15 protein-coding genes are annotated in these 19902 nt (G+C 48.8%); 9 read left to right on the forward strand and 6 right to left on the reverse strand.

The window, feature by feature from the left end:
- Positions 1-41 precede the first annotated feature (41 nt).
- Genes alsA through alsK form a run of 4 tightly spaced genes read left to right on the forward strand, consistent with a single transcriptional unit; the run spans position 42 to position 4178 of the window.
- Positions 42-1574, forward strand: coding sequence for a D-allose ABC transporter ATP-binding protein AlsA (alsA, locus tag CWC46_RS10735; protein WP_021016585.1), 1533 nt, complete (start codon positions 42-44; stop codon positions 1572-1574).
- An 11-nt stretch (positions 1575-1585) separates the two neighbouring features.
- Positions 1586-2533 (forward strand): D-allose ABC transporter permease, encoded by a 948-nt coding sequence (gene alsC, locus CWC46_RS10740; RefSeq protein ID WP_021016584.1) that lies wholly within the window; start codon positions 1586-1588, stop codon positions 2531-2533.
- A 9-nt stretch (positions 2534-2542) separates the two neighbouring features.
- The gene (gene alsE / locus CWC46_RS10745; protein ID WP_021016583.1) at positions 2543-3217 is read left to right on the forward strand and encodes a D-allulose 6-phosphate 3-epimerase; all 675 of its coding nucleotides are present in this window, start codon (positions 2543-2545) and stop codon (positions 3215-3217) included.
- 1 nt (position 3218) lies between these two features.
- On the forward strand, positions 3219-4178 hold the full coding sequence (gene alsK, locus CWC46_RS10750) for an allose kinase (RefSeq protein ID WP_021016582.1): 960 nt from the start codon (positions 3219-3221) through the stop codon (positions 4176-4178).
- A gap of 211 nt (positions 4179-4389) precedes the next feature.
- Here the strand turns inward: alsK and CWC46_RS10755 are convergent, their stop codons facing one another.
- Together CWC46_RS10755 and CWC46_RS10760 are read right to left on the reverse strand one after the other, a co-directional pair.
- A complete protein-coding gene (locus CWC46_RS10755; protein ID WP_021016581.1) occupies positions 4390-5583 on the reverse strand; it encodes a multidrug effflux MFS transporter in 1194 nt (397 codons plus the stop codon).
- Complete coding sequence (locus CWC46_RS10760; protein ID WP_021016580.1) at positions 5580-6188, reverse strand: TetR/AcrR family transcriptional regulator; 609 nt, start codon at positions 6186-6188, stop codon at positions 5580-5582. Before CWC46_RS10760 ends, CWC46_RS10755 begins: the two co-directional genes overlap by 4 nt.
- Before the next feature lie 119 nt (positions 6189-6307).
- Between CWC46_RS10760 and CWC46_RS10765 the strand changes: the two genes are divergently transcribed.
- From CWC46_RS10765 to CWC46_RS10775, 3 genes are read left to right on the forward strand one after another with little or no spacing between them, the layout of a single operon-like run.
- Positions 6308-7450: an efflux RND transporter periplasmic adaptor subunit gene (locus CWC46_RS10765; protein ID WP_021016579.1), complete on the forward strand. Its 1143-nt coding sequence runs from the start codon at positions 6308-6310 to the stop codon at positions 7448-7450.
- Positions 7451-7452: 2 nt separating this feature from the next.
- On the forward strand, positions 7453-10593 hold the full coding sequence (locus CWC46_RS10770; protein WP_021016578.1) for an efflux RND transporter permease subunit: 3141 nt from the start codon (positions 7453-7455) through the stop codon (positions 10591-10593).
- The gene (locus tag CWC46_RS10775) at positions 10594-12021 is read left to right on the forward strand and encodes an efflux transporter outer membrane subunit (protein ID WP_021016577.1); all 1428 of its coding nucleotides are present in this window, start codon (positions 10594-10596) and stop codon (positions 12019-12021) included.
- Positions 12022-12135: 114 nt separating this feature from the next.
- On the opposite strand, the gene CWC46_RS10780 is transcribed toward CWC46_RS10775, so the two are convergent.
- Both CWC46_RS10780 and CWC46_RS10785 read right to left on the reverse strand, forming a co-directional pair.
- Positions 12136-12912 carry an ABC transporter substrate-binding protein gene (locus CWC46_RS10780; protein ID WP_021016576.1) on the reverse strand — a complete coding sequence of 259 codons (777 nt, stop codon included), beginning with the start codon at positions 12910-12912 and terminating at the stop codon, positions 12136-12138.
- Positions 12913-12981: 69 nt separating this feature from the next.
- On the reverse strand, positions 12982-14145 hold the full coding sequence (locus CWC46_RS10785; protein ID WP_021016575.1) for a methionine aminotransferase: 1164 nt from the start codon (positions 14143-14145) through the stop codon (positions 12982-12984).
- A gap of 157 nt (positions 14146-14302) precedes the next feature.
- Between CWC46_RS10785 and CWC46_RS10790 the strand changes: the two genes are divergently transcribed.
- Both CWC46_RS10790 and CWC46_RS23250 read left to right on the forward strand, forming a co-directional pair.
- The gene (locus CWC46_RS10790) at positions 14303-15184 is read left to right on the forward strand and encodes a LysR family transcriptional regulator (protein WP_037382119.1); all 882 of its coding nucleotides are present in this window, start codon (positions 14303-14305) and stop codon (positions 15182-15184) included.
- Between the two features lie 426 nt (positions 15185-15610).
- Positions 15611-16078, forward strand: coding sequence for a GyrI-like domain-containing protein (locus CWC46_RS23250; protein ID WP_021016573.1), 468 nt, complete (start codon positions 15611-15613; stop codon positions 16076-16078).
- A 201-nt stretch (positions 16079-16279) separates the two neighbouring features.
- On the opposite strand, the gene ggt is transcribed toward CWC46_RS23250, so the two are convergent.
- Together ggt and CWC46_RS10810 are read right to left on the reverse strand one after the other, a co-directional pair.
- Complete coding sequence (ggt, locus tag CWC46_RS10800; protein ID WP_021016572.1) at positions 16280-18043, reverse strand: gamma-glutamyltransferase; 1764 nt, start codon at positions 18041-18043, stop codon at positions 16280-16282.
- 395 nt (positions 18044-18438) lie between these two features.
- On the reverse strand, positions 18439-19692 hold the full coding sequence (locus tag CWC46_RS10810; protein ID WP_021016571.1) for a glycosyltransferase: 1254 nt from the start codon (positions 19690-19692) through the stop codon (positions 18439-18441).
- Between the last annotated feature and the right edge of the window lie 210 nt (positions 19693-19902).

The raw sequence follows: 19902 nt of genomic DNA on the forward strand, positions 1-19902 counted from the left end.
AAAAGAACTTGCCGTCTTAAATCACTAATCCGGGGAGTTATATGACCATTCCATATATTAAGATGGAAGGGATCGGTAAGTCTTTTGGTCCAGTCCATGCATTAAGTTCTGTCAATATAGCGATTAACTCAGGAGAAATACATGCGCTATTAGGTGAAAATGGCGCCGGGAAATCAACTCTCATGAAAATACTGTCAGGGGGATATGAACCGGATAGTGGTCATATATTTATTGACGGTAATGAGTATGGAAAGATAGACCATAAACTGGCGGCAAAACTCGGAATAGGGATTATTTATCAAGAGTTAAGTGTCATTGATGAACTGACGGTGATGGAAAATCTATTTATTGGAAAATTACCGGTAAAACGTTTTTGTGGCATCAATGTTGTTCATTGGCAAGAGATGAAAAAACGTGCCGCAATGATGTTGCTCCGGGTAGGGCTAAAGGTCGATCTGTTTGAGAAAGTTGGGAATTTGTCAATCAGCCATAAACAGATGTTGGAAATTGCCAAAACCCTGATGCTGGATGCCAAAGTTATTATTATGGATGAACCGACTTCATCCTTGACCAGTAAAGAAGTTGAGTATCTTTTTATTTTAATAAAACGATTAAAACAGGAAGGGAAAAGTATCATTTATATTTCCCATAAGCTGAATGAAACCAGAAAAATTTGTGACCGTTTCACGGTGCTGAAAGATGGAAGTAGCGTGTGTTCAGGGGAAATTAGCGATGTCAGTAATGACGATATTGTCAGGCTGATGGTAGGAAGAGAGCTTCAGAATAAATTTACTGCGATAAAAGAAAAAACGGGTACGGTAAACGAGCCGGTTATTTTCGAAGTCAGGGATATTACCAGTAAAGATAAACGACGTGTGAGGAATATCTCTTTTCAAGTAAAGAAAGGTGAAATTTTGGGATTCGCCGGATTGGTAGGTTCGGGACGTACCGAGTTTATGAATTGCATTTTTGGTGCGGAGCCTATCAGCTCTGGTCAGGTTTTACTGAACGGTGTGGAGATAACGCCTCGCTCGCCACTTGATGCGTTAAAGAAAGGCATGGGATATATCACCGAAAGTCGAAGAGAGAATGGTTTTTTTGACAATTTCTCAATTGAACAGAATATGGCAATCAGTAAAAGCCTGAAAGAGGGTGGATATAAAGGCGCAATAGGTTCGGTTAACCGTCATGATGAGAAACGCATAGCCGAAGAGCAAAGAAAATTATTGTCGTTAAAGTGCCGTTCTGTGGACCAGAATATTACTGAGTTATCGGGCGGTAATCAGCAGAAAGTCCTTATCTCAAAATGGTTGTGTTGCGATCCGCAGGTAATGATTTTTGATGAACCGACACGGGGTATTGATGTCGGTGCCAAAGCGGAAATTTATAAAGTTATGCGCGAACTTACCTTACAGGGGAAAACAATATTAATGGTTTCTTCCGAATTGCCAGAGATTATGTCTGTTTGTGACCGTATAGCCATATTTTGTGAAGGGACGCTTGCCAATATATTGGTTAATGAAGATGGGCTCTCGGAGCAAGATATTATGAAATGGGCTCTGCCAAATGATTGAGGATTATGTCAATGTCAGAATCAACATTTAATTTCCCTCGCTTTTGGGAAAAGTATGGCACGTTTTTTATATTGGCCATTATCGTTGCGATTTTTGGTGGTATTTCAAGCGAGTATTTTTTAACGACGAGTAATATCAGCCAGATATTTGTACAGAGTTCCGTTACCGTTTTAATCGGCATGGGGGAATTTTTTGCCATCCTTATTGCAGGTATCGACTTATCCGTTGGCGCGATTCTCGCTTTATCAGGTATGGTTACGGCCAAGCTAATGCTGGCTGGATTCGATCCCTTCCTGGCGGCGTTGATTGGCGGTGTCATCGTCGGGGGCGGTTTGGGGGCGATTAATGGTCTTTTGGTCAATTGGACCAGACTGCATCCTTTTATTATTACGCTGGGAACTAACGCCATATTCAGAGGGATGACATTGGTTATCTCTGATGCTAATTCCGTTTATGGTTTTTCTTTCGGTTTTGTTAATTTCTTTGCTAAATCGTTATTAGGTATTCCGATGCCGGTTATTTTCTCACTGGTTGTGGCGATTATTCTATGGTTCATTACCGCACATACCCGGCTTGGTAGAAACATTTATGCTTTGGGAGGAAATAAAAATTCGGCATTTTTCTCAGGAATAGATGTCAAGTTTCATGTGCTGATCGTTTTTGTTATCTCTGGAATATGCGCCGGTCTGGCGGGCGTCGTATCAACGGCACGGCTTGGTGCGGCAGAGCCATTGGCTGGTATGGGATTTGAGACTTATGCCATCGCCAGTGCGATTATCGGCGGAACCAGTTTCTTTGGCGGAAAAGGGCGCGTTTTTTCGGTCGTTATTGGCGGGTTGATTATAGGTACTATCAATAATGGGCTCAATATTCTCCAGGTACAGACATATTATCAATTAGTGGTCATGGGCGGTTTGATTATTGCGGCAGTGGCACTCGATCGACTGATTAGTAAATAGGAATAGAAGATGAAAATTTCCCCTTCATTAATGTGTATGGATCTGTCTAAATTTAAAGAGCAGATAGAATTCATTGATAGTCATGCTGATTATTTCCATATTGATATTATGGATGGTCATTTTGTACCGAATTTGACATTGTCGCCATTTTTTGTACAGCAAGTAAAGAAAATAGCCAGTAAGCCATTGGATTGTCATCTGATGGTGATGAATCCACAAGATTATATTGAACCGTTGGCTAAAGCGGGCGCCGGATTCATCACATTGCATCCGGAAACCTTATCTGGCCAGGCATTTCGTCTCATAGATAAAGTCAGATCGCTTAATATGCGTGTTGGTTTGATTCTGAACCCGGAAACCACTATCGCAGCAATGCATTATTATTTGCATAAAGCGGATAAAATTACGGTCATGACGGTCGATCCAGGGTTTGCCGGTCAGAACTTTATCCCGGAAATGCTGGATAAGATTGCGGAATTAAAACATTACAGAACAAAAAATAATCTTGCCTATGAAATTGAAGTGGATGGTTCGTGCAATCAATATACCTATAAGAAGCTAATAGATGCTGGTGCCGATGTGTTTATTGTGGGTACCTCCGGGTTATTCAACCACTCGCCGCATATTGAAAATGCCTGGGAAGTAATGAAAAGCCAGATTCAGGCGGCGCAACGCGAGGTGTAGCATGAATGACAAACAGCCGGTTGTCGTTGGCGTGGATATGGGCGCAACGCATATACGAATATGCATACTGTCATTGAAAAATGAAGTATTGGTCACCTCACGGGAAAAAACAGATAACGTTATTCTGGCGGGGTTGGTGGATGGCATAGCAAATTTTATTCACACTTATGTAGGTGCCCGAAGCCCTATTTCTGCCATTGTTATGGGCCTTCCGGCGTTGGTAGGAAAAGATAAAAAAACGGTTATATCAACGCCGAATCTTCCTTGCCATAAAAATGATATCGAAGGACTGGCTGAGAGGCTGGAGAATGTATTGCGATGCCCGGTATTGTTTGAGCGTGATGTCAATTTGCAGCTGTTTTATGATGTCAATGAATTCAATTTGGTTAACAAGTTGGTATTAGGGTGCTATCTGGGAACCGGATTTGGTTTTTCTATCTGGATGAATGGTATGCCTTTTACTGGTGCCCATGGCGTCGCTGGTGAGCTTGGGCATATTCCTTATGGCAATAATAGCCGACATTGCGGTTGTGGTAATGCAGGATGTCTTGAGACGATCTGTTCAGGTGTGGCATTACGGCGATGGTATGAAAAAGAATCAAGAGAATATGCGCTATCGGATCTTTTTATTCACGCGCAAGACGATGACGATATTATCCAGTTCATTGACGATGGTGCAAAAGCGATTGCGACGGGAATTAATCTGTTTGATCCTGATGCCGTGGTTCTGGGGGGTGGGGTAATTGATATGACCGCATTCCCGTTGGATATGCTGATTCAGCACATCCAACGCTATATCAGGAAACCATTACCTTTTGAAACCGTCCGTTTTTTAAAAGCGTCGTCATCCGCTTTTAATGGTGCGATTGGTGCCGCCCGTTTAGGGTTAAAAGATATACCCGTCATCTCTCAGGTTGCAGGTGCGTTGGTGGCACCCAGTCATCCGAATCACTTACCTTAGTAAGTTTATCGGGATGCTTTCATTTGCATCTTCCTGCAACTCGGCATTTATTGGGTATAGATAACGATATTAATGATTGTTGGGAAGGAAATATTTTTATCAGTAAGCGTTCTATTTGTAAGGTAATTGTGTGTCACATCAGGGAATATAATTCTATAAAAAAATAGCCAGGATGTTGCTTTCCCGGCTATTCATTAAATCAGTATTCTGGTTATTTTCTTTTGGATTTTGGGACTAGCACAACATAGGTCATGATCGCCAGTACGTAACACAGCATCATAACCAGCGCCATTGAGAAGGCGGATGTTCCTGTCAGCCCGGTCAACGGTACGCTGACGGCACCCAGCGCAAACATGCTAAGGCCAATCAAGGCCGAAGCACTACCTGCTTTGTTTCCCTGACCTTGCATCGCCAGGGCTGAAGCGCATGGACCAATCAATCCGATGACAATGACAGCGAAAAACAGCGGCACCAATACCCACAGTAACGGGGCGTGCAGATAACCGGCAATCAACAGGATAGCTGTCGAAACAACGGCAATGCTTAGCCCCAGTTTCAGCACCCGGGTTTCTCCCCAATGTAGGCTGAGTGCGGCAGAAAACTGGCCGGCAGCAATCAGGCCCACGCCATTAATGGCAAAGCACAAACTGAACATCTGTGGGCTGAGGTGATAAATATCCTGTAGCACAAACGGGGATGCCCCGATATAGGCAAACAGTCCGGCGCCAGACAACCCTTGTGTCAGGCATAATCCCATGAATTCACGTTCTTTGAGCAAACTGCCCAGTGAGGATAGCAATACGTTGACTCCCCCGGTGACCCGACGTGCTGGCGGCAGTGTTTCACTTAAGCGTAGCGCGGAAAGTACCAGCAGCAGGATGGCGATAACGGCTAACGCGATAAAAATGCCGCGCCAGTCGGTCAGACTCAACAGTGCTCCACCCAACACAGGGGCGAGAATCGGTGCGACGCCATTAACCAGCATCAGCAGGGCGAAAAAGCGGGTCAATTCATGCCCGGTATAAAGATCGCGCGCCACCGCACGGGAGAGTACGGCGCCTCCCGCGCCTGCGAGCCCCTGGAGGAGACGTGCGACGATCAACTGGTTGACATCCTGTGCCAGTGCGCACCATATCGAGGTCACCAGAAAAAGTGCCAACGAGATCAGTAATGGGCGCATCCTACCCAAGGTATCACTGAGTGGACCAAAGATGAGTTGGCCAGCACCGAGTCCTAGCAAACCGGCAGTCAGGCTGAGCTGGGCGCGGGAGGCAGACGTTGCCAGTTCTGTTGTTAACTGGGGTAACGCGGGGAGATACAGATCGGTACACAGTGGCCCTAGTGCGGCCAGCATTCCCAGCACGATGGCATAGCCAAGCCGGGAGGGCTTCTTGATGTTATTCATGAATAATTGTCTTCGGGAAAAGTTAACTGGAAGATATGTTGATAGAGCTGCGTTAGCGTAGCGATCGGTGCTTTTTGCGGGAGTACCGATCTAAAAGTAGTTCCCTCTGATAGCACCGCCATAAATTCTACTCGTGCCGCAATGCTTTCGGGTGAACATTGAGGGTAGCGTCGTTGCAGCAAGGTAACTGCCTGATGGAAAAGTTTGGCATCGGCTTCTTGCAGAATATCTGAGACGCGGGGATTCCGTGTTGCTTCCGCGGTCACCTCCAGCGTTAATGCCTTGTCGTCGTCATGTATCAGATCATCATTTAATGACTGTGTTGTCAGCGCATGTGCCATGAGTGAATGCGGATCTTTTTCTTCCAGCATCAGCATCAGTAGCTGAATTTTTTTATCGACGATACGCCGGACGATCTCCTCAATAATGGCGTCTTTTTTGGTAAAATAGCGGTAAATCTGGCCTACACTTAACTCTGCATGTCTGGCGATTTCCGCCATGCCAGCCCCATGAAAACCAGAGCGGCGAAAACAGGTTATGGCAGCGGAGATAATCTGATCGCGTCGGGTCTGAGCTTTGTCACCTTTCGTCTGTATTGGTTGCACATTACCTTCTACTGTCGACAGTTATACTTACAGGACATTACAGAACGTTATCGGACGACTTACTCAAATTTCTTTATATTGAGAATGAATGCTCATTCTAAATTCTAAGGCATCATTTCATGCGAAGTAAAACATTTCTTTTATTGATGGTCTTTTCTCTGGTGGGTTGTGATAGTGCTACCAGCCCAAAAGTTGACCATGCTCCGGTAACGGTGGTGGTCAAAACGTTGAAAACCCAGTCAGTCGTGCTGAGCAGCGAATTGACCGGACGAGTCACGGCAGCAATGGTGTCTGATGTCCGGCCGCAGGTGGACGGAATTATCCAGAAACGGCTGTTTACCGAAGGCAGTGAAGTGAAAGCCGGACAAGTGCTGTATCAGATCGACCCCGCCAGTTATCAAGCGTCTTATGATCAAGCCGTGGCGGCGTTGAAAAACGCAGAGGCTACGGTGCGTTCGGCCAAATTGAAAGCCGAACGTTATGCCCGGCTGGTGAAGGAAGATGGCGTTTCCCGACAGGATGCTGATGATGCACAAGCCAGCTACGAGGAAGACGTGGCCACGGTAGCGGAAAAAAAAGCATCACTGGAAACTGCACGGATTAATCTGGCTTATACCAAAATCAAGGCCCCGATCAGTGGGCGTATCGGTATCTCTTCGGTGACTCCAGGGGCGCTGGTAACGGCAGATCAGACTACCTCACTGGCTACTATTCGCCAGCTCGATCCTATTTTTGTTGACTTAACCCAGTCCAGTAGTCAGCGACTGGCAATGAGAGAACAGCAGAAGAATGCGCAGACGCCGGTAACACTGACATTGGAAAATAATAAACCCTATGCGCAGAAAGGGATCCTGAAACTGGCAGAGTTGTCAGTGGATGAATCCAGTGGCACCGTAACGGTGCGGGCTGAATTTCCCAATCCACAGGAAACCCTGTTACCTGGAATGTTCGTCCGCGCATCGGTGGAAGATGGTGTTGATCCCACAGCGGTTCTGGCGCCACAGCAGGGCATCACCCGGGATGTGAAAGGCAACGCGACGGCACTGGTAGTGAATGATAAACAACAGGTCGAACAGCGTCAGGTGGTTACCGGGCAGGCTATTGGTAACCAATGGCTAGTCACTTCCGGACTGAAGGCCGGTGACCGGTTGATTATTGAAGGTACCGATAAGGTAGCGCCCGGCGATACAGTACAACCAGTAGAAGACGGTTCGACTGCTCAACAACCCTCACCGACAGCCAATAATACAGGGAATCGTTAAGTATGTTTTCTCGCTTTTTTATTCACCGGCCGATATTTGCCTGGGTGATTGCCATTGTCATTATGTTGGGTGGGGCGCTGGCCATTCAAACACTGCCGGTAGCCCAGTATCCTGATGTTGCTCCGCCATCCATCGCCATCAAGGCTACTTACACAGGGGCTTCGGCACAAACGCTGGAAAACAGCGTGACACAGGTTATAGAACAGCAACTGACCGGGCTGGACGGCCTGCTCTATTTTTCTTCTTCCAGCAGTTCTGATGGCGAAGTGAAGATCACGGTTACCTTTAAGCAAGGTACCGATCCGGATATCGCGCAGGTACAGGTGCAGAATAAGGTTCAGCAGGCAGAAAGCCGCTTACCGACCGAAGTGCAAGAACAAGGGGTAACCGTCACCAAATCACAGAGTAGCTTTCTGTTAATCACCGCATTATATGATACGACAGATAAAAGCACTTCATCGGATATCGCCGACTATTTGGCCAGTAACCTGGAGGATCCTCTTGCGCGAGTGAGTGGTGTGGGGAGTGTGCAGGTCTTCGGTTCGCAATATGCCATGCGCATCTGGCTGAATCCGGCTCGTCTGGCGGCTTATAGTCTGATGCCTTCCGATATTTCATCGGCGATTGAAGCACAAAATACACAGGTGTCTGCCGGTAAAATCGGTGCCCGGCCTTCCAGCAGTGAACAGCAATTAACGGCAACGGTAGTCGCACAGTCGCGGCTGAGAACACCACAGCAATTTCGGAATATTGTGGTGAAAAGTGAGTCTGACGGCTCCATTGTGCGGTTAGGTGATGTAGCGCGCGTTGAGTTGGGAAGTGAAGATTACAGTAATACCACACGGTTGAATGGACATCCCGCTGCCGGGATTGCCGTCATGCTGGCACCGGGAGCCAATGCCCTGAGTACCTCGGAGCTGGTAAAAGCGAAGGTGGCTGAGCTCGAAGGTAGCATGCCACAGGGCTATAAAGTTGCCTATCCCCGAGATAGCACCGACTTTATCAAAATTTCCATCGAAGAGGTGGTGAAAACCCTGTTTGAAGCGATTCTTCTGGTAGTGATCGTCATGTTTGTCTTCCTGCAAAACTTGCGGGCGACGCTGATTCCGGCGATTGCGGTTCCGGTCGTGTTGTTGGGGACATTTGGCGTGTTGTCGGTGTTTGGTTATTCCATCAACACCCTGACGTTGTTTGGCATGGTGCTGGCAATAGGTTTGCTGGTGGATGATGCCATTATAGTGGTGGAGAACGTCGAGCGTTTGATGCGGGATAAAGGATTGTCTCCCGTTGCGGCGGCGGAAGAGTCCATGCGAGAGATTTCCGGTGCACTGGTGGGCGTGGCGTTGGTGCTGAGCGCGGTCTTTTTGCCGATGGCTTTTTTTGGTGGTTCTACCGGCGTGATTTACCGTCAGTTCTCCATCACGATTGTTTCTTCCATGCTGCTGTCGGTACTGGTGGCCTTGATATTGACGCCAGCATTGTGTGCCACAATGTTAAAACCGGTGGTGCATATAGCCGCACCTCGAGGATTTTTTGCCGCCTTTAACCAGCGGTATGGACGCTTGCAGTCATCTTACATCGAACGCGTTTCCCGGATACTGCGCGGTCCGTGGCGTTATCTGGCACTGTACGGTGTGATACTGATAGTGCTGGGAGTATTGTTTGCACGTTTGCCGGGCGGCTTTCTGCCGACGGAGGATCAGGGCAGCGTGATGGTGCAATTCACCTTGCCGGCAGGGGCGACCGCAAACCGCACGGACAAAGTAGGTAAAGTGATTGAGCACTATTTTCTTACTCAAGAGAAAAAAAATACCAAGGCCATCTTTGTTATTACCGGCTTTGGTTTCAGCGGGAGCGGCCAGAACGCGGGTATGGCATTCGTAGCGTTGAACGATTGGTCTCAACGTCCTGGAACGAAAAACAGTGCCGACGCAATAGCCAAGCGCGCGATGGGCGCATTCTCCAGTATCCGCGACGCTAAAGTCTTTGCCTTGACACCGCCTGCGGTGGACGGGCTGGGGCAATCTAATGGTTTTACTTTTGAATTGCAGGCTAGCGGTACGACCGATCGCGACAAGTTGCTGCAGTTGCGTAACATGCTACTGGCGTCGGCGGCCAAAGATCCCAAACTTTCGGCGGTTCGCCCCAATGATCTGGCGCAGATGCCGCAGTTGAAAGTGGATATTGATACCGCGAAGGCTGAAGCGTTAGGACTATCAATAAGTGATGTGACGTCCACGCTGAGCAGTGCCTGGGGTGGAACTTACATTAATGACTTTATTGATCGCGGGAGAGTGAAAAAAGTATACATGCAGGGCGAAGAAGATGCCCGCAGTAAACCGGATGATCTGTACAAATGGTTCGTGCGTGGCAGTGGAGATGTGATGACGCCATTCTCGTCCTTCGCCACTACCCACTGGACTTATGGGCCGGAAAGTCTGTCACGGTATAACGGACTTGCCTCGTATGAGATTCAGGGAGGCGGTGCTTCTGGTGTCAGTTCTGGTGAAGCGATGGATGAAATGCAGGTGTTGGCGAAAGCCTTGCCGACGGGCACCACATATTCGTGGAGCAGCTTGTCTTACCAGGAACGGTTGGCCAGCGGCCAGGCAGTATCGCTGTATAGCATCTCCATTCTGGTGGTATTCCTTTGTCTGGCGGCGCTGTATGAAAGCTGGAGTATTCCTTTCTCAGTCATACTGGTTATCCCGCTCGGCATAGTGGGCGCTGTGTTGGCCGCGACCTTCCGTGGGCTGGAAAATGATGTCTATTTCCAGGTTGCGCTACTGACGACCATCGGCCTTTCGGCAAAAAATGCCATCCTGATTGTGGAGTTCGCCGAAGCGGCCTATCAACGAGGGGCCACGTTATATGAGGCGGCGCTGGAAGGCGCACGAACCCGCTTGCGGCCTGTATTAATGACGTCTCTGGCGTTTATTGCCGGGGTTTTCCCGTTGGCCATTGCTACTGGCGCGGGTGCCAATAGTCGGGTGTCCATCGGCAGTGGTATTGTCGGCGGTACATTGACGGCGACAGCATTGGCCATCTTTATGGTGCCGATGTTCTTTGTTCTGGTCAGACGCGTATTCCCCCGTCGTGCCGGGAAAGTTGTAACGACGGATGATAAACAGGGAGACGCGTAAATGCGATATGAATTCTGGTTACTGAGCAGTGCCCTGATGCTGTCTGGATGCGTTTCTCTGGATCCGCACTACCAGCGCCCGGCGTTACCGGTGGTAGCTAACTGGCCAAAGGGGCAGTCCTATCCGGCAGCATCACCGGCGGCTCTTAACGCCAGTGATATACCCTGGCGGAATGTCATGGTGAATACCAATTTGCAGCGGGTCATTGAAATGGCGTTGACCAGCAACCGTGATTTACGCAAGGCCTTGGCGGATATCGAAGCGGCTCGGGCGCAATATGGCATCCAAAGAGCGGAACAGTACCCCTCGCTTACAGCCGGGGTGGATGGTACGCGCAGTCGCTCGTTGACCTCTGGCTCAAACTCTACCACCGAGCTGAGCAGTAGTTATAATGCGGATTTGTCCGTCAGTTCGTTTGAATTGGACTTGTTTGGTAAAAACCGGAGTCTGACCGGCGAAAAGCTGGAAGCGTATCTTTCTGAGACAGAAACGGCCAAAAGTACCTGGCTGACGCTGATTGCTGATACTGCGTCTGCCTATATCGCGTTGGCTACCGATCTCAGCAATCTGGCATTAGCGCAGGAGACGGTAATCAGTGCCCGGAAGTCGATGGAGGTAACCAGTAGCCGTCAACGTAACGGCGTGGCCTCAGGGGTGGATGTAGCGGAGGCGGAAACTACTTATCAGCAGGCACGTTCGGATGTTGCCAGTTACATGACCAGTGTCGCCCAGGATAAAAATGCACTTGTTCTGCTGGTCGGACAGCCTGTACCGGAGACACTGTTACCGCAGAATCTCGCTTCTCTGGCTACGGCTATCAAACCAGTGGCGGCGGGAATTTCTTCCGATGTTTTGTTTCAGCGTCCTGATGTGTTAGCGGCCGAACATACCCTGAAATCGGCTAATGCCAGTATTGGGGCGGCACGAGCAGCGTTTTTCCCCAGTATTAGCCTGACTGCCAGTAATGGATTAAGTAGTGGTGAGTTATCGTCATTGTTCAGTGGTGGCGCCCATGTCTGGTCGTTTGCGCCCAGCATCAGCTTGCCGATTTTTGATGGTGGTTCGAATCTGTCTTCGCTGCGTTATGCCGAAGCCGAGAAAAAAGGTTATATCGCCAGCTACGAGAAGACAATTCAATCAGCTTTCAAGGATGTGGCGAATGCGTTGGCACGTAAGGGAACGATAGATGAACAGCTCGCGGCACAACGGGCATATGTCGCTTCGGCGCAACGTAGTTATCAGTTAGCTAACGATCGTTATCGGGAAGGGGTGGATACTTACCTCAATGCGCTGGACGCCCAGCGAACGCTTTATACCGCCAGGAAGTCTTTGATCAGTACCGAGCAAACCCGGCTGGATAATTTGGTGACGTTGTATAACGCGTTGGGCGGTGGAGTGAAAGCGGAATATGGGGTGAAAGCGGAATAGTTGTCAGACCCGGTGTTATGCCTGTGTATGCCCGGACATTCCGGGCATACATCGCCATCAGACACACACGCCGTTTGGGACATTTTTATTCAATACAGAGAACGGATTGAAAAATTATTTTACCCGCACATCAAAGCCGGGGAAGTATTTCTTGGCCAGTGTATCAACGGTACCATCGGCCTGAACTTTTCTGATGGCATTGTTGAGTTCAGTGGCTAACGTGGTATCACCTTTGCGCAACCCGAAGCCGATGCCACTGCCCAGAATTTTGCTGTCTTCCACGGGCTGACCAATAAACGCAAAACCTTTGCCTTCGGGTTTGTCCAGAAAACCGGATTGTCCGGCTGCGGCCATAACCAACGTACCATCCAGACGACCAACCGTCAGGTCGTTATACACCAGGTTCTGATCTTTATAGGAGATAACGGTGACGCCTTGCGGTTCCCAGTGGGCTTTGGCAAACACTTCCTGAATTGAGCCCTGCAAGACACCGATGCTTTTACCTTTTAGTCCTGCCGCCGTTGGGGCCAGACCCGCATTCGACTTGCCGACAAGCTGGGTTGGGATACGGTAAATCGGGTTGGTGAAATTAATGGCTTCTTTGCGTTTATCCGTGATGTTCATCGCCGAGTTGATGGCATCAAATTTCTTGGACTCTAACCCTGGGATCAGAGCATCAAATGATCCTTCCACCCAGGAGCATTTAAAATTCCCGGCTTTACAGATAGCGTTCCCCAGGTCGATATCGAACCCTACCAACTGGCCCTGAGCATTTTTACTTTCAAATGGCGGGTACTCCGCTTCCAGACCAAAGCGTAGTTCAGTTTGCGCTAATACCACAGTGGAGGACAGGAAGCCCAGCGATAACAGCAATATGCTTAATTTTTTCATTTTTAGGATGCTCTCTGGTGAATAACACGATAATTAACGAAACATATATGGGATTTCTATCAGACGTCTTTATTTCACCTGGCACAAAGCCTTTGCACCGGCGCAGATAGTCATTTCATCTTTGGAAAATGACAAACGAATCAATTTATTATCCGTACCATCGGCATAGAACGCCGACAGTGGAATGGTGGCAACACCATGGTCAATAATCAGCCGCTTCACCATGTCATTGTCGCTTTCATCACTGAAATGAGCATAACTGGCGAGCATAAAGAAGGAGCCGGCCGAAGGCAGTAATGTAAACGGTCCATCGTTTAGTTGATCGACCATTAGATCTCGTTTCTGTTGATAGAACGCGGATAGTGACAGATAAGTGGCCGGATCAGCCATGTAATCCGCCAGTGCGTACTGCATCGGCGTGTCGGCGGAAAACATCAGGAACTGATGTACCTTCAGGATTTCATTCATCAGATCGGCAGGCGCCAGACAGAAACCCACTCGCCAGCCGGTCACGTGGAAGGATTTACCGAATGACGACACAATCACGCTGCGAGTTGCCAGCTCGTTATGGGTTGCCATGCTGTGATGCACCTGATTATCAAATACGATGTGTTCATACACTTCATCGGAAAGTACCACGATATCGGTGTTGCGGGTCACATTAGCTAGCTGCATCAGGTCTTCGGCATTCAATACCTGTCCGCTGGGATTGTGCGGCGTATTGATGATAATCATCCGGGTATGCGGAGTAATGGCGGCCTGCACTTCATCCCAGTTAATGGAAAATGATGGCACGGACAATTTCAACGCTACTGGCGTGGCCCCTTGCAGCCGGACAATGGGGGCATAACTGTCAAATGAGGGTTCGAAGTAGATCACCTCATCCCCCGGATGCACCAGCGCCGATATACTGGCATACAGCCCTTCGCTGGCACTGGCGGTAATCGTGATTTCGCTGCCGGCGTCATAGGTTTGCCCATAAAGCCGTTTCACTTTTTCAGCCACGATATCTTTCAGCGACACCAGTCCGGACATTGGCGCATATTGGTTATGACCTTGCTCCATCGCATGGGTGACCGCGTGAATCAACTTTGGCGAGCACGGAAAATTGGGCGCACCCTGTGACAGGTTGATGGCATGGTGTTGACTGGATAACTGACCAATAACGGTGAAGATGGTAGTACCTACATCCGGTAATTTAGAGCTGAATTGTACCGGGGTTTGAATCGGCATAGTGTTCTCCGTTTTTGCCGTTATAAATGAATAAGTATTCACTCATTAGACGTTTCTCGTATTGTCGCCACAATCGAATTGTTGTCATAATAGCCATGAGAAAAACGCATGGCTTATGCGGTAAATATAAATGACTGGATCCGGGTTAAAAGATCGAATGAACAAACGAAAACCTCCTCTTAATGCACTGCATGCCTTTGTGGTCACGGCGCGGCATCTTAATTTTACCCGTGCGGCGGAAGAGCTGTTTGTCACGCAAGGCGCGGTCAGCCGTCAAATTGCGGCGCTGGAAGCCTGGCTGGGGTTTTCCTTGTTCCAACGTCAGGCCAGAGGACTGCGGCTCACACAGCAAGGCAGTTTACTGTTGCCGGAAATCAGGGAAGCGTTTGATCGGCTGTTTACGGCCACTGATAACGCCTATCGTAAGAACGGGATTATCCGAATGAAGGCGCCGACTTGTGCGATGCGCTGGCTGGTACCACGGCTGATGAATATTGAGCAGGAACGACCCGATATTCATGTGTCATTGACCACCACCACGGAACATGATGTCGATTTCAACATCGAAGACTTCGATGTGGCCATCGTTTTCGCGCCGGATGTTGCACCACAGCAGCATGACGGCAAATTATTTGATGAAGTATTGTCGCCGGTGCTGGCACCGCATCTGTTGCCTGACGGGCCGGGTACGCTGACGCAGGCGTCGCTCTGCCGACTGACGTTTTTGCATCCGACTTATGACCAACGGGACTGGCGGTTATGGTTGAAAACGCACCCCATCGACGAGCAGGTGATGCGTCGTAACCAGCAGTTTGACACCATGGATTTGGCTATCAGCGCGGCAATTCAAGGGTTTGGTATTGCCATTGCGGATATCACTCTGGTGGCGGAGGATATTCAGCAACAGCGGCTGATAATGCCGTTTGACGACACGGTGAAGACCGGCGCCGCCTATTATCTGGTACACCGACCAGGCATGCAGGCCGAATGGTTGAACGACTTTATCAATTGTTTTATTGGCGGGATCGCCGTGCCCTGACGGTGACGTCAGCCGCATGCGCAGGCATAGTTGGCTGCGGTGAGTCGTGGGGCAGCAACAGCGGTATGTCTCACGTTTTGATAAGGTGCTCGACTGCATCTAAGATTATCTACATGAATCGATGACGGTGGCGTGTCTCAGCCGGGTTTCTACTTTTTCACACTTTCACCTACGTTTACTGACTGTATTGGTATCACCGTTTCTGGATATATTCTACGGCTGCGGCGCGCCACTCACTGACTTGATTTTGAACGCGGCGTCAGAGTAATTGATGTGGCGCTAGAGGTCGGGTGTAAAACACTGGGGTCGTTTACGTGTTTATTCAGGAGCACCTTTGGCCAGCCGCTGTCTACTTTTCAACGGCCTCCCGACGGGGATACCTGACATTATGTGTATCGATTCCGTTTACCGGAAAGGAGAATCATTATGCAGGTTGACATCGTTGATTTCAAAACCACACGGGTTGCGACACTTGAGCACTGTGGTCCGATGGAAAAACTTAACGATACCATCGATCGGTTTATCCGTTGGCGGCGGGAAAGCGGTCTGTCGCCGCAAGGCAGCAACCGGACGTTTGGTATTGCCTACGATAATCCCGAAACCACAGAGCCGGCACTGTATCGCTTTGACATTTGTGGTGAAGTGACCGCCGACGTCCCAGTCAATGCTCAGGGCGTCATCGCCAAAACAATCCCCGGTGGCCGTTGTGCCAGAGTCAGACACTATGGCGCACATCAGCGTCTGGGGGAAAGCATTTCCCCCTTGTACCGGGACTGGTTACCACAGAGCGGTGAGAAACTGAGGGATTTTCCGCTCTACTTTCATTATGTCAATCTGTTTCCGGAAACGCGGGAAACAGAATTGGTTACTGATATCTATCTGCCATTGAAGTAACACGCTGAAGTGGGAAAGCACCGGGAGAGTCCATATGCGCTTCGCTGGTGCTTTCCGCTATATTCATCGTTACCCGTTTTTTACGTTATACATGGCTATGCATACAAATGCATAGCCATGCGTTTCTCTGCTTCTGAAGGGTAAAAGCCGTGTTTTTCCATCACCATGCTTTCACTCTCTTCGTCAGTGTTGTGTGGCGCGTCAATAACCGATAGCGGCACCGGACGGGCGGCGTGAATCGTTGGCACCGTACAAATATCCCTCACGGACTTTGCCGGATACGGCGGCGTCATTGCCAGACGATGCCGAGGAGACGCCTGCCGCGCCAGGCAGACCGACCATAATCAGTTCAGCCGCGCCCCACGGTGTTTGTTCCACCATGTCATAACCCCGTTCTTTCAATAATTTCAGTGTATCAGCAGACAATCCGCGCTGCTCGTAATAGACCTTATCCGGTAACCATTGATGATGAATACGTGGCGCATCCACCGCTTCTTGTGGTGCCATACCGTAGTCGATGATATTCAGTGCGGTTTCCAGAGTAATGGTAATGATCCGCGATCCTCCCGGCGAACCCAGCACCAGGAATATTTTACCGTCTTTGGTGACCAACGACGGGCTCATGGATGACAGCGGACGTTTACCGGGCGCAATGGCGTTACGCTCTCCTTGTACCAGACCGTACAGGTTTTGCGCACCGACCTTGGTCGTGAAATCATCCATTTCATCGTTGAGGAAAAAACCGGTACCAGGGGCGATGACTCCCGCACCGAAACGGCCATTGATGGTGTAGGTGGTAGAGACGGCGTTGCCCTGATTATCGACAATCGAATACTGCGTGGTTTCCAGTTTTTCATGCGGCGCTGCCCCGGGTTTCACCTGGGTGGAAGGCGTGGCGTCTTGCGGTTTGATTTTTTCGCGTATCTCGGCGGCATAGGTTTTGCTCAGCAGTCGATCGAGTGGGTTTTTTACAAAGGCCGGATCACCCAAATAGGTGTTGCGGTCCATATAGGCATGACGCATGGCTTCGGTCAGAATGTGTATTGACTGCGCGGAGTTGAAACCCATGCTTTTCAGGTCATAACCCTCAACAATATTCAGTATTTCACACATCGTGGTGCCGCCGGAGCTAGGGGGTGGGGAAGAGACAAAGTTGTAGCCGCGGTAAGTACAACTGACTGGCGCGGTTTCAGTCACTTTGTAATTGGCGAAGTCTGCCGATGTCAGTATTCCGCCGCCTTTTTTGGCTGCGTCGGCGATGATTTGAGGCACTTTCCCCTTATAGAACGCATCCGGGCCGTGATCGGCAATCGCCTGTAGCGTATTGGCCAGATCGGTTTGCACCAATCGGTCACCTGGTTGTAACGGGCTGCCGTCAGGACGCAGGAAAATGCGAGCGGCTTCCGGGTCCTGTTTGAAACGCTTGACAGTGGTATCCAGAATATCGGTGTCGTAACGGGTCAGGATGAAACCTTTGCGTGCCAGTTTTATGGCGGGGGCCATTACCTGTTCCCTGCTTAGCTTGCCATACTCTTTCCGCGCGGTTTCCAGACCGAGTACGGTACCGGGCACCCCGGCAGCCAGGTAACCGTACAGGCTGGCACCTTTCTTCACGTTACCGTCGGCATCCAGATACATTTTGGCTGTTGCCGCTGCGGGTGCTGTTTCACGGAAGTTGATAAACGTGTTCTTGCCATTGGCCAGATGAATAGTCATGAACCCACCACCACCAATGTTGCCGCAGCACGGATTCACCACAGCCTGGGCATAACCAACGGCGACGGCTGCATCAATGGCGTTTCCGCCCATTTTTAGCACATCAATGCCCACTTGTGAGGCAAGATGCTGTGAACTGACAACCATGCCATTTTTTGCTTCTACGGCGGGAATAGATGCGGCATGAACGGTTCCACTGATCAGCAATGCGGCCAGGCTGACTGTCAGAAACCTTTTTCCTGAAGCCATGATTACTCCTGTTGGTTTCATTTAAGGTGTTTGTCTTTATATACAACCAATGGGTCATGCAATTTGCATGCACTTTTTTATTGCGTGTCGTCATCGGGTGATGAGATAAATGACTATACCCGTCATACTTCAAGTTGCAGGTGTGTTGGCGGCGTTCGTTCACCCGAATCACTTACCTGAGTAAGCTCCTCGGGATTCACTCTCTTACCGCCTTCCTGCAACTCGAATTACTTGGGGTATAAAATAGTATTGACGGTTAACGCGAGAAAAAATAGGGCGCTATGAAGGAAATATCTGTGCGGAATGGTTTTTGTGAACTGAACCCAATCTGGATGATATGAAAAATGACCGGAAATGCATCAAACCGGATTGGGTTATTCAGGAACGTCGGGTTTTCAGACCATCGGGGTGTTGTGATTCAGTTGTGCGGCACGCACGATGGCGACTATTTGCTCGTACACATTCTGATTTGCCTGAAACTGGTTTTTTATGTAGCAACAATGTTGGGCGATGGAGCGGTCAAATAAAATGCGTCCCAGCTTTTCGTCAAGGATAGCGTCGTCTGTCTCACTGAGGGCCAAACCACAGTTAAGATTGCTGATGCGCCGTGCATTGTCGAACTGATCAAATGCGCTGGGGATAATCAGTTGAGGTATGCCCGCGAAGAAAGATTGCGCGGTCGTACCAATACCGCCGTGATGGATAATAGCGACACAACGATGCAGATATTTTTCCAAATTGATGTGGTTCTCAATACGAATGCCTTTATCATGGTCATAAAGTGAATTCTTATTCCCAATAATAAGACATTGAAATCCTTTTTTTCTGACTTTTACTATTAACTCAGCTACCACGCTGTTATTAGCACTAAGTGCCCAGCTTGGCATAAATATGACGGTTTTGTTACTGGCATTAAAAAAACAGTCCAGATCATCGGTTTCCTGATGCGCTAATAAATTAAACAGAGGAAACCCGACCTGTTTAATATGTCGCGGCCAGTCAGGTTGTGGCGCGGCGAACCAGTCTGGGAAAAGACAAATAACATTGGAATCTGTTTTATGCGTCCAGGATGTGAGGATTTTATGAATTTTAGGCAAGCCGATAGATACGCGAAACTGATTAATATAGGGGGCTAATTCCCGATCGATAATATATCTTTCGATTAGCCCTAGCACGATTCTACGGATTCTGATCGGAAAGTGTGATAACCAGGCAGTATACCGATGAAGCGCGGTTTCATAAGCTGACATGAGAGTTGAAGGGCTGACTCTGACGGGAATAACACAGCAGCCTTTTTTCTCACTTAACATCTTGGCAGAAAACGCCCATAAAGAAGTCAGTATAATTGAGGATTCATCTGTCACGCTATTCAGTGCATCATAAAGCGGCTGTTGTTGTTGCATCATGAAGTGACAAATTTCTTTATAGGCATATTTCGGATGCCACAATCGTTTGGAGTTAACAGCGGCCAGATAATTTTCATTGGTACCCACGGAAATAAATTTTAGATGCCTTTCAAGTGCGGTCTTTTCGAAAAAAGGGTTGGTACAAAGATAAACATCATAACCGGCTTGTATAAGTGACTCGCCAATGGCGATAAAAGGATAAACATCACCCGCGGAACCTAGGGTGGCCAAAAATATCTTCATTTCTCCCTCCATAGAACGACTACTTCCATTATTCCTATTTGCCTTATTATATAAAGCAAATATATTACTGTTTTGTTACTATCATCATTTTCAAGAATGAAAATAAACAACTTCATGCAGTGTATGAAAACTGAATTATTCTGTACAGAATTAGTTACTGCCGGTTCCGGCTTCGGAACCGTTGATCATGATAGTTGTTAAAACTCTGCC

This window comes from Prodigiosinella confusarubida, assembly GCF_002847015.1.
In the GTDB taxonomy this organism is placed as follows: Bacteria; Pseudomonadota; Gammaproteobacteria; order Enterobacterales; family Enterobacteriaceae; genus Prodigiosinella; species Prodigiosinella aquatilis.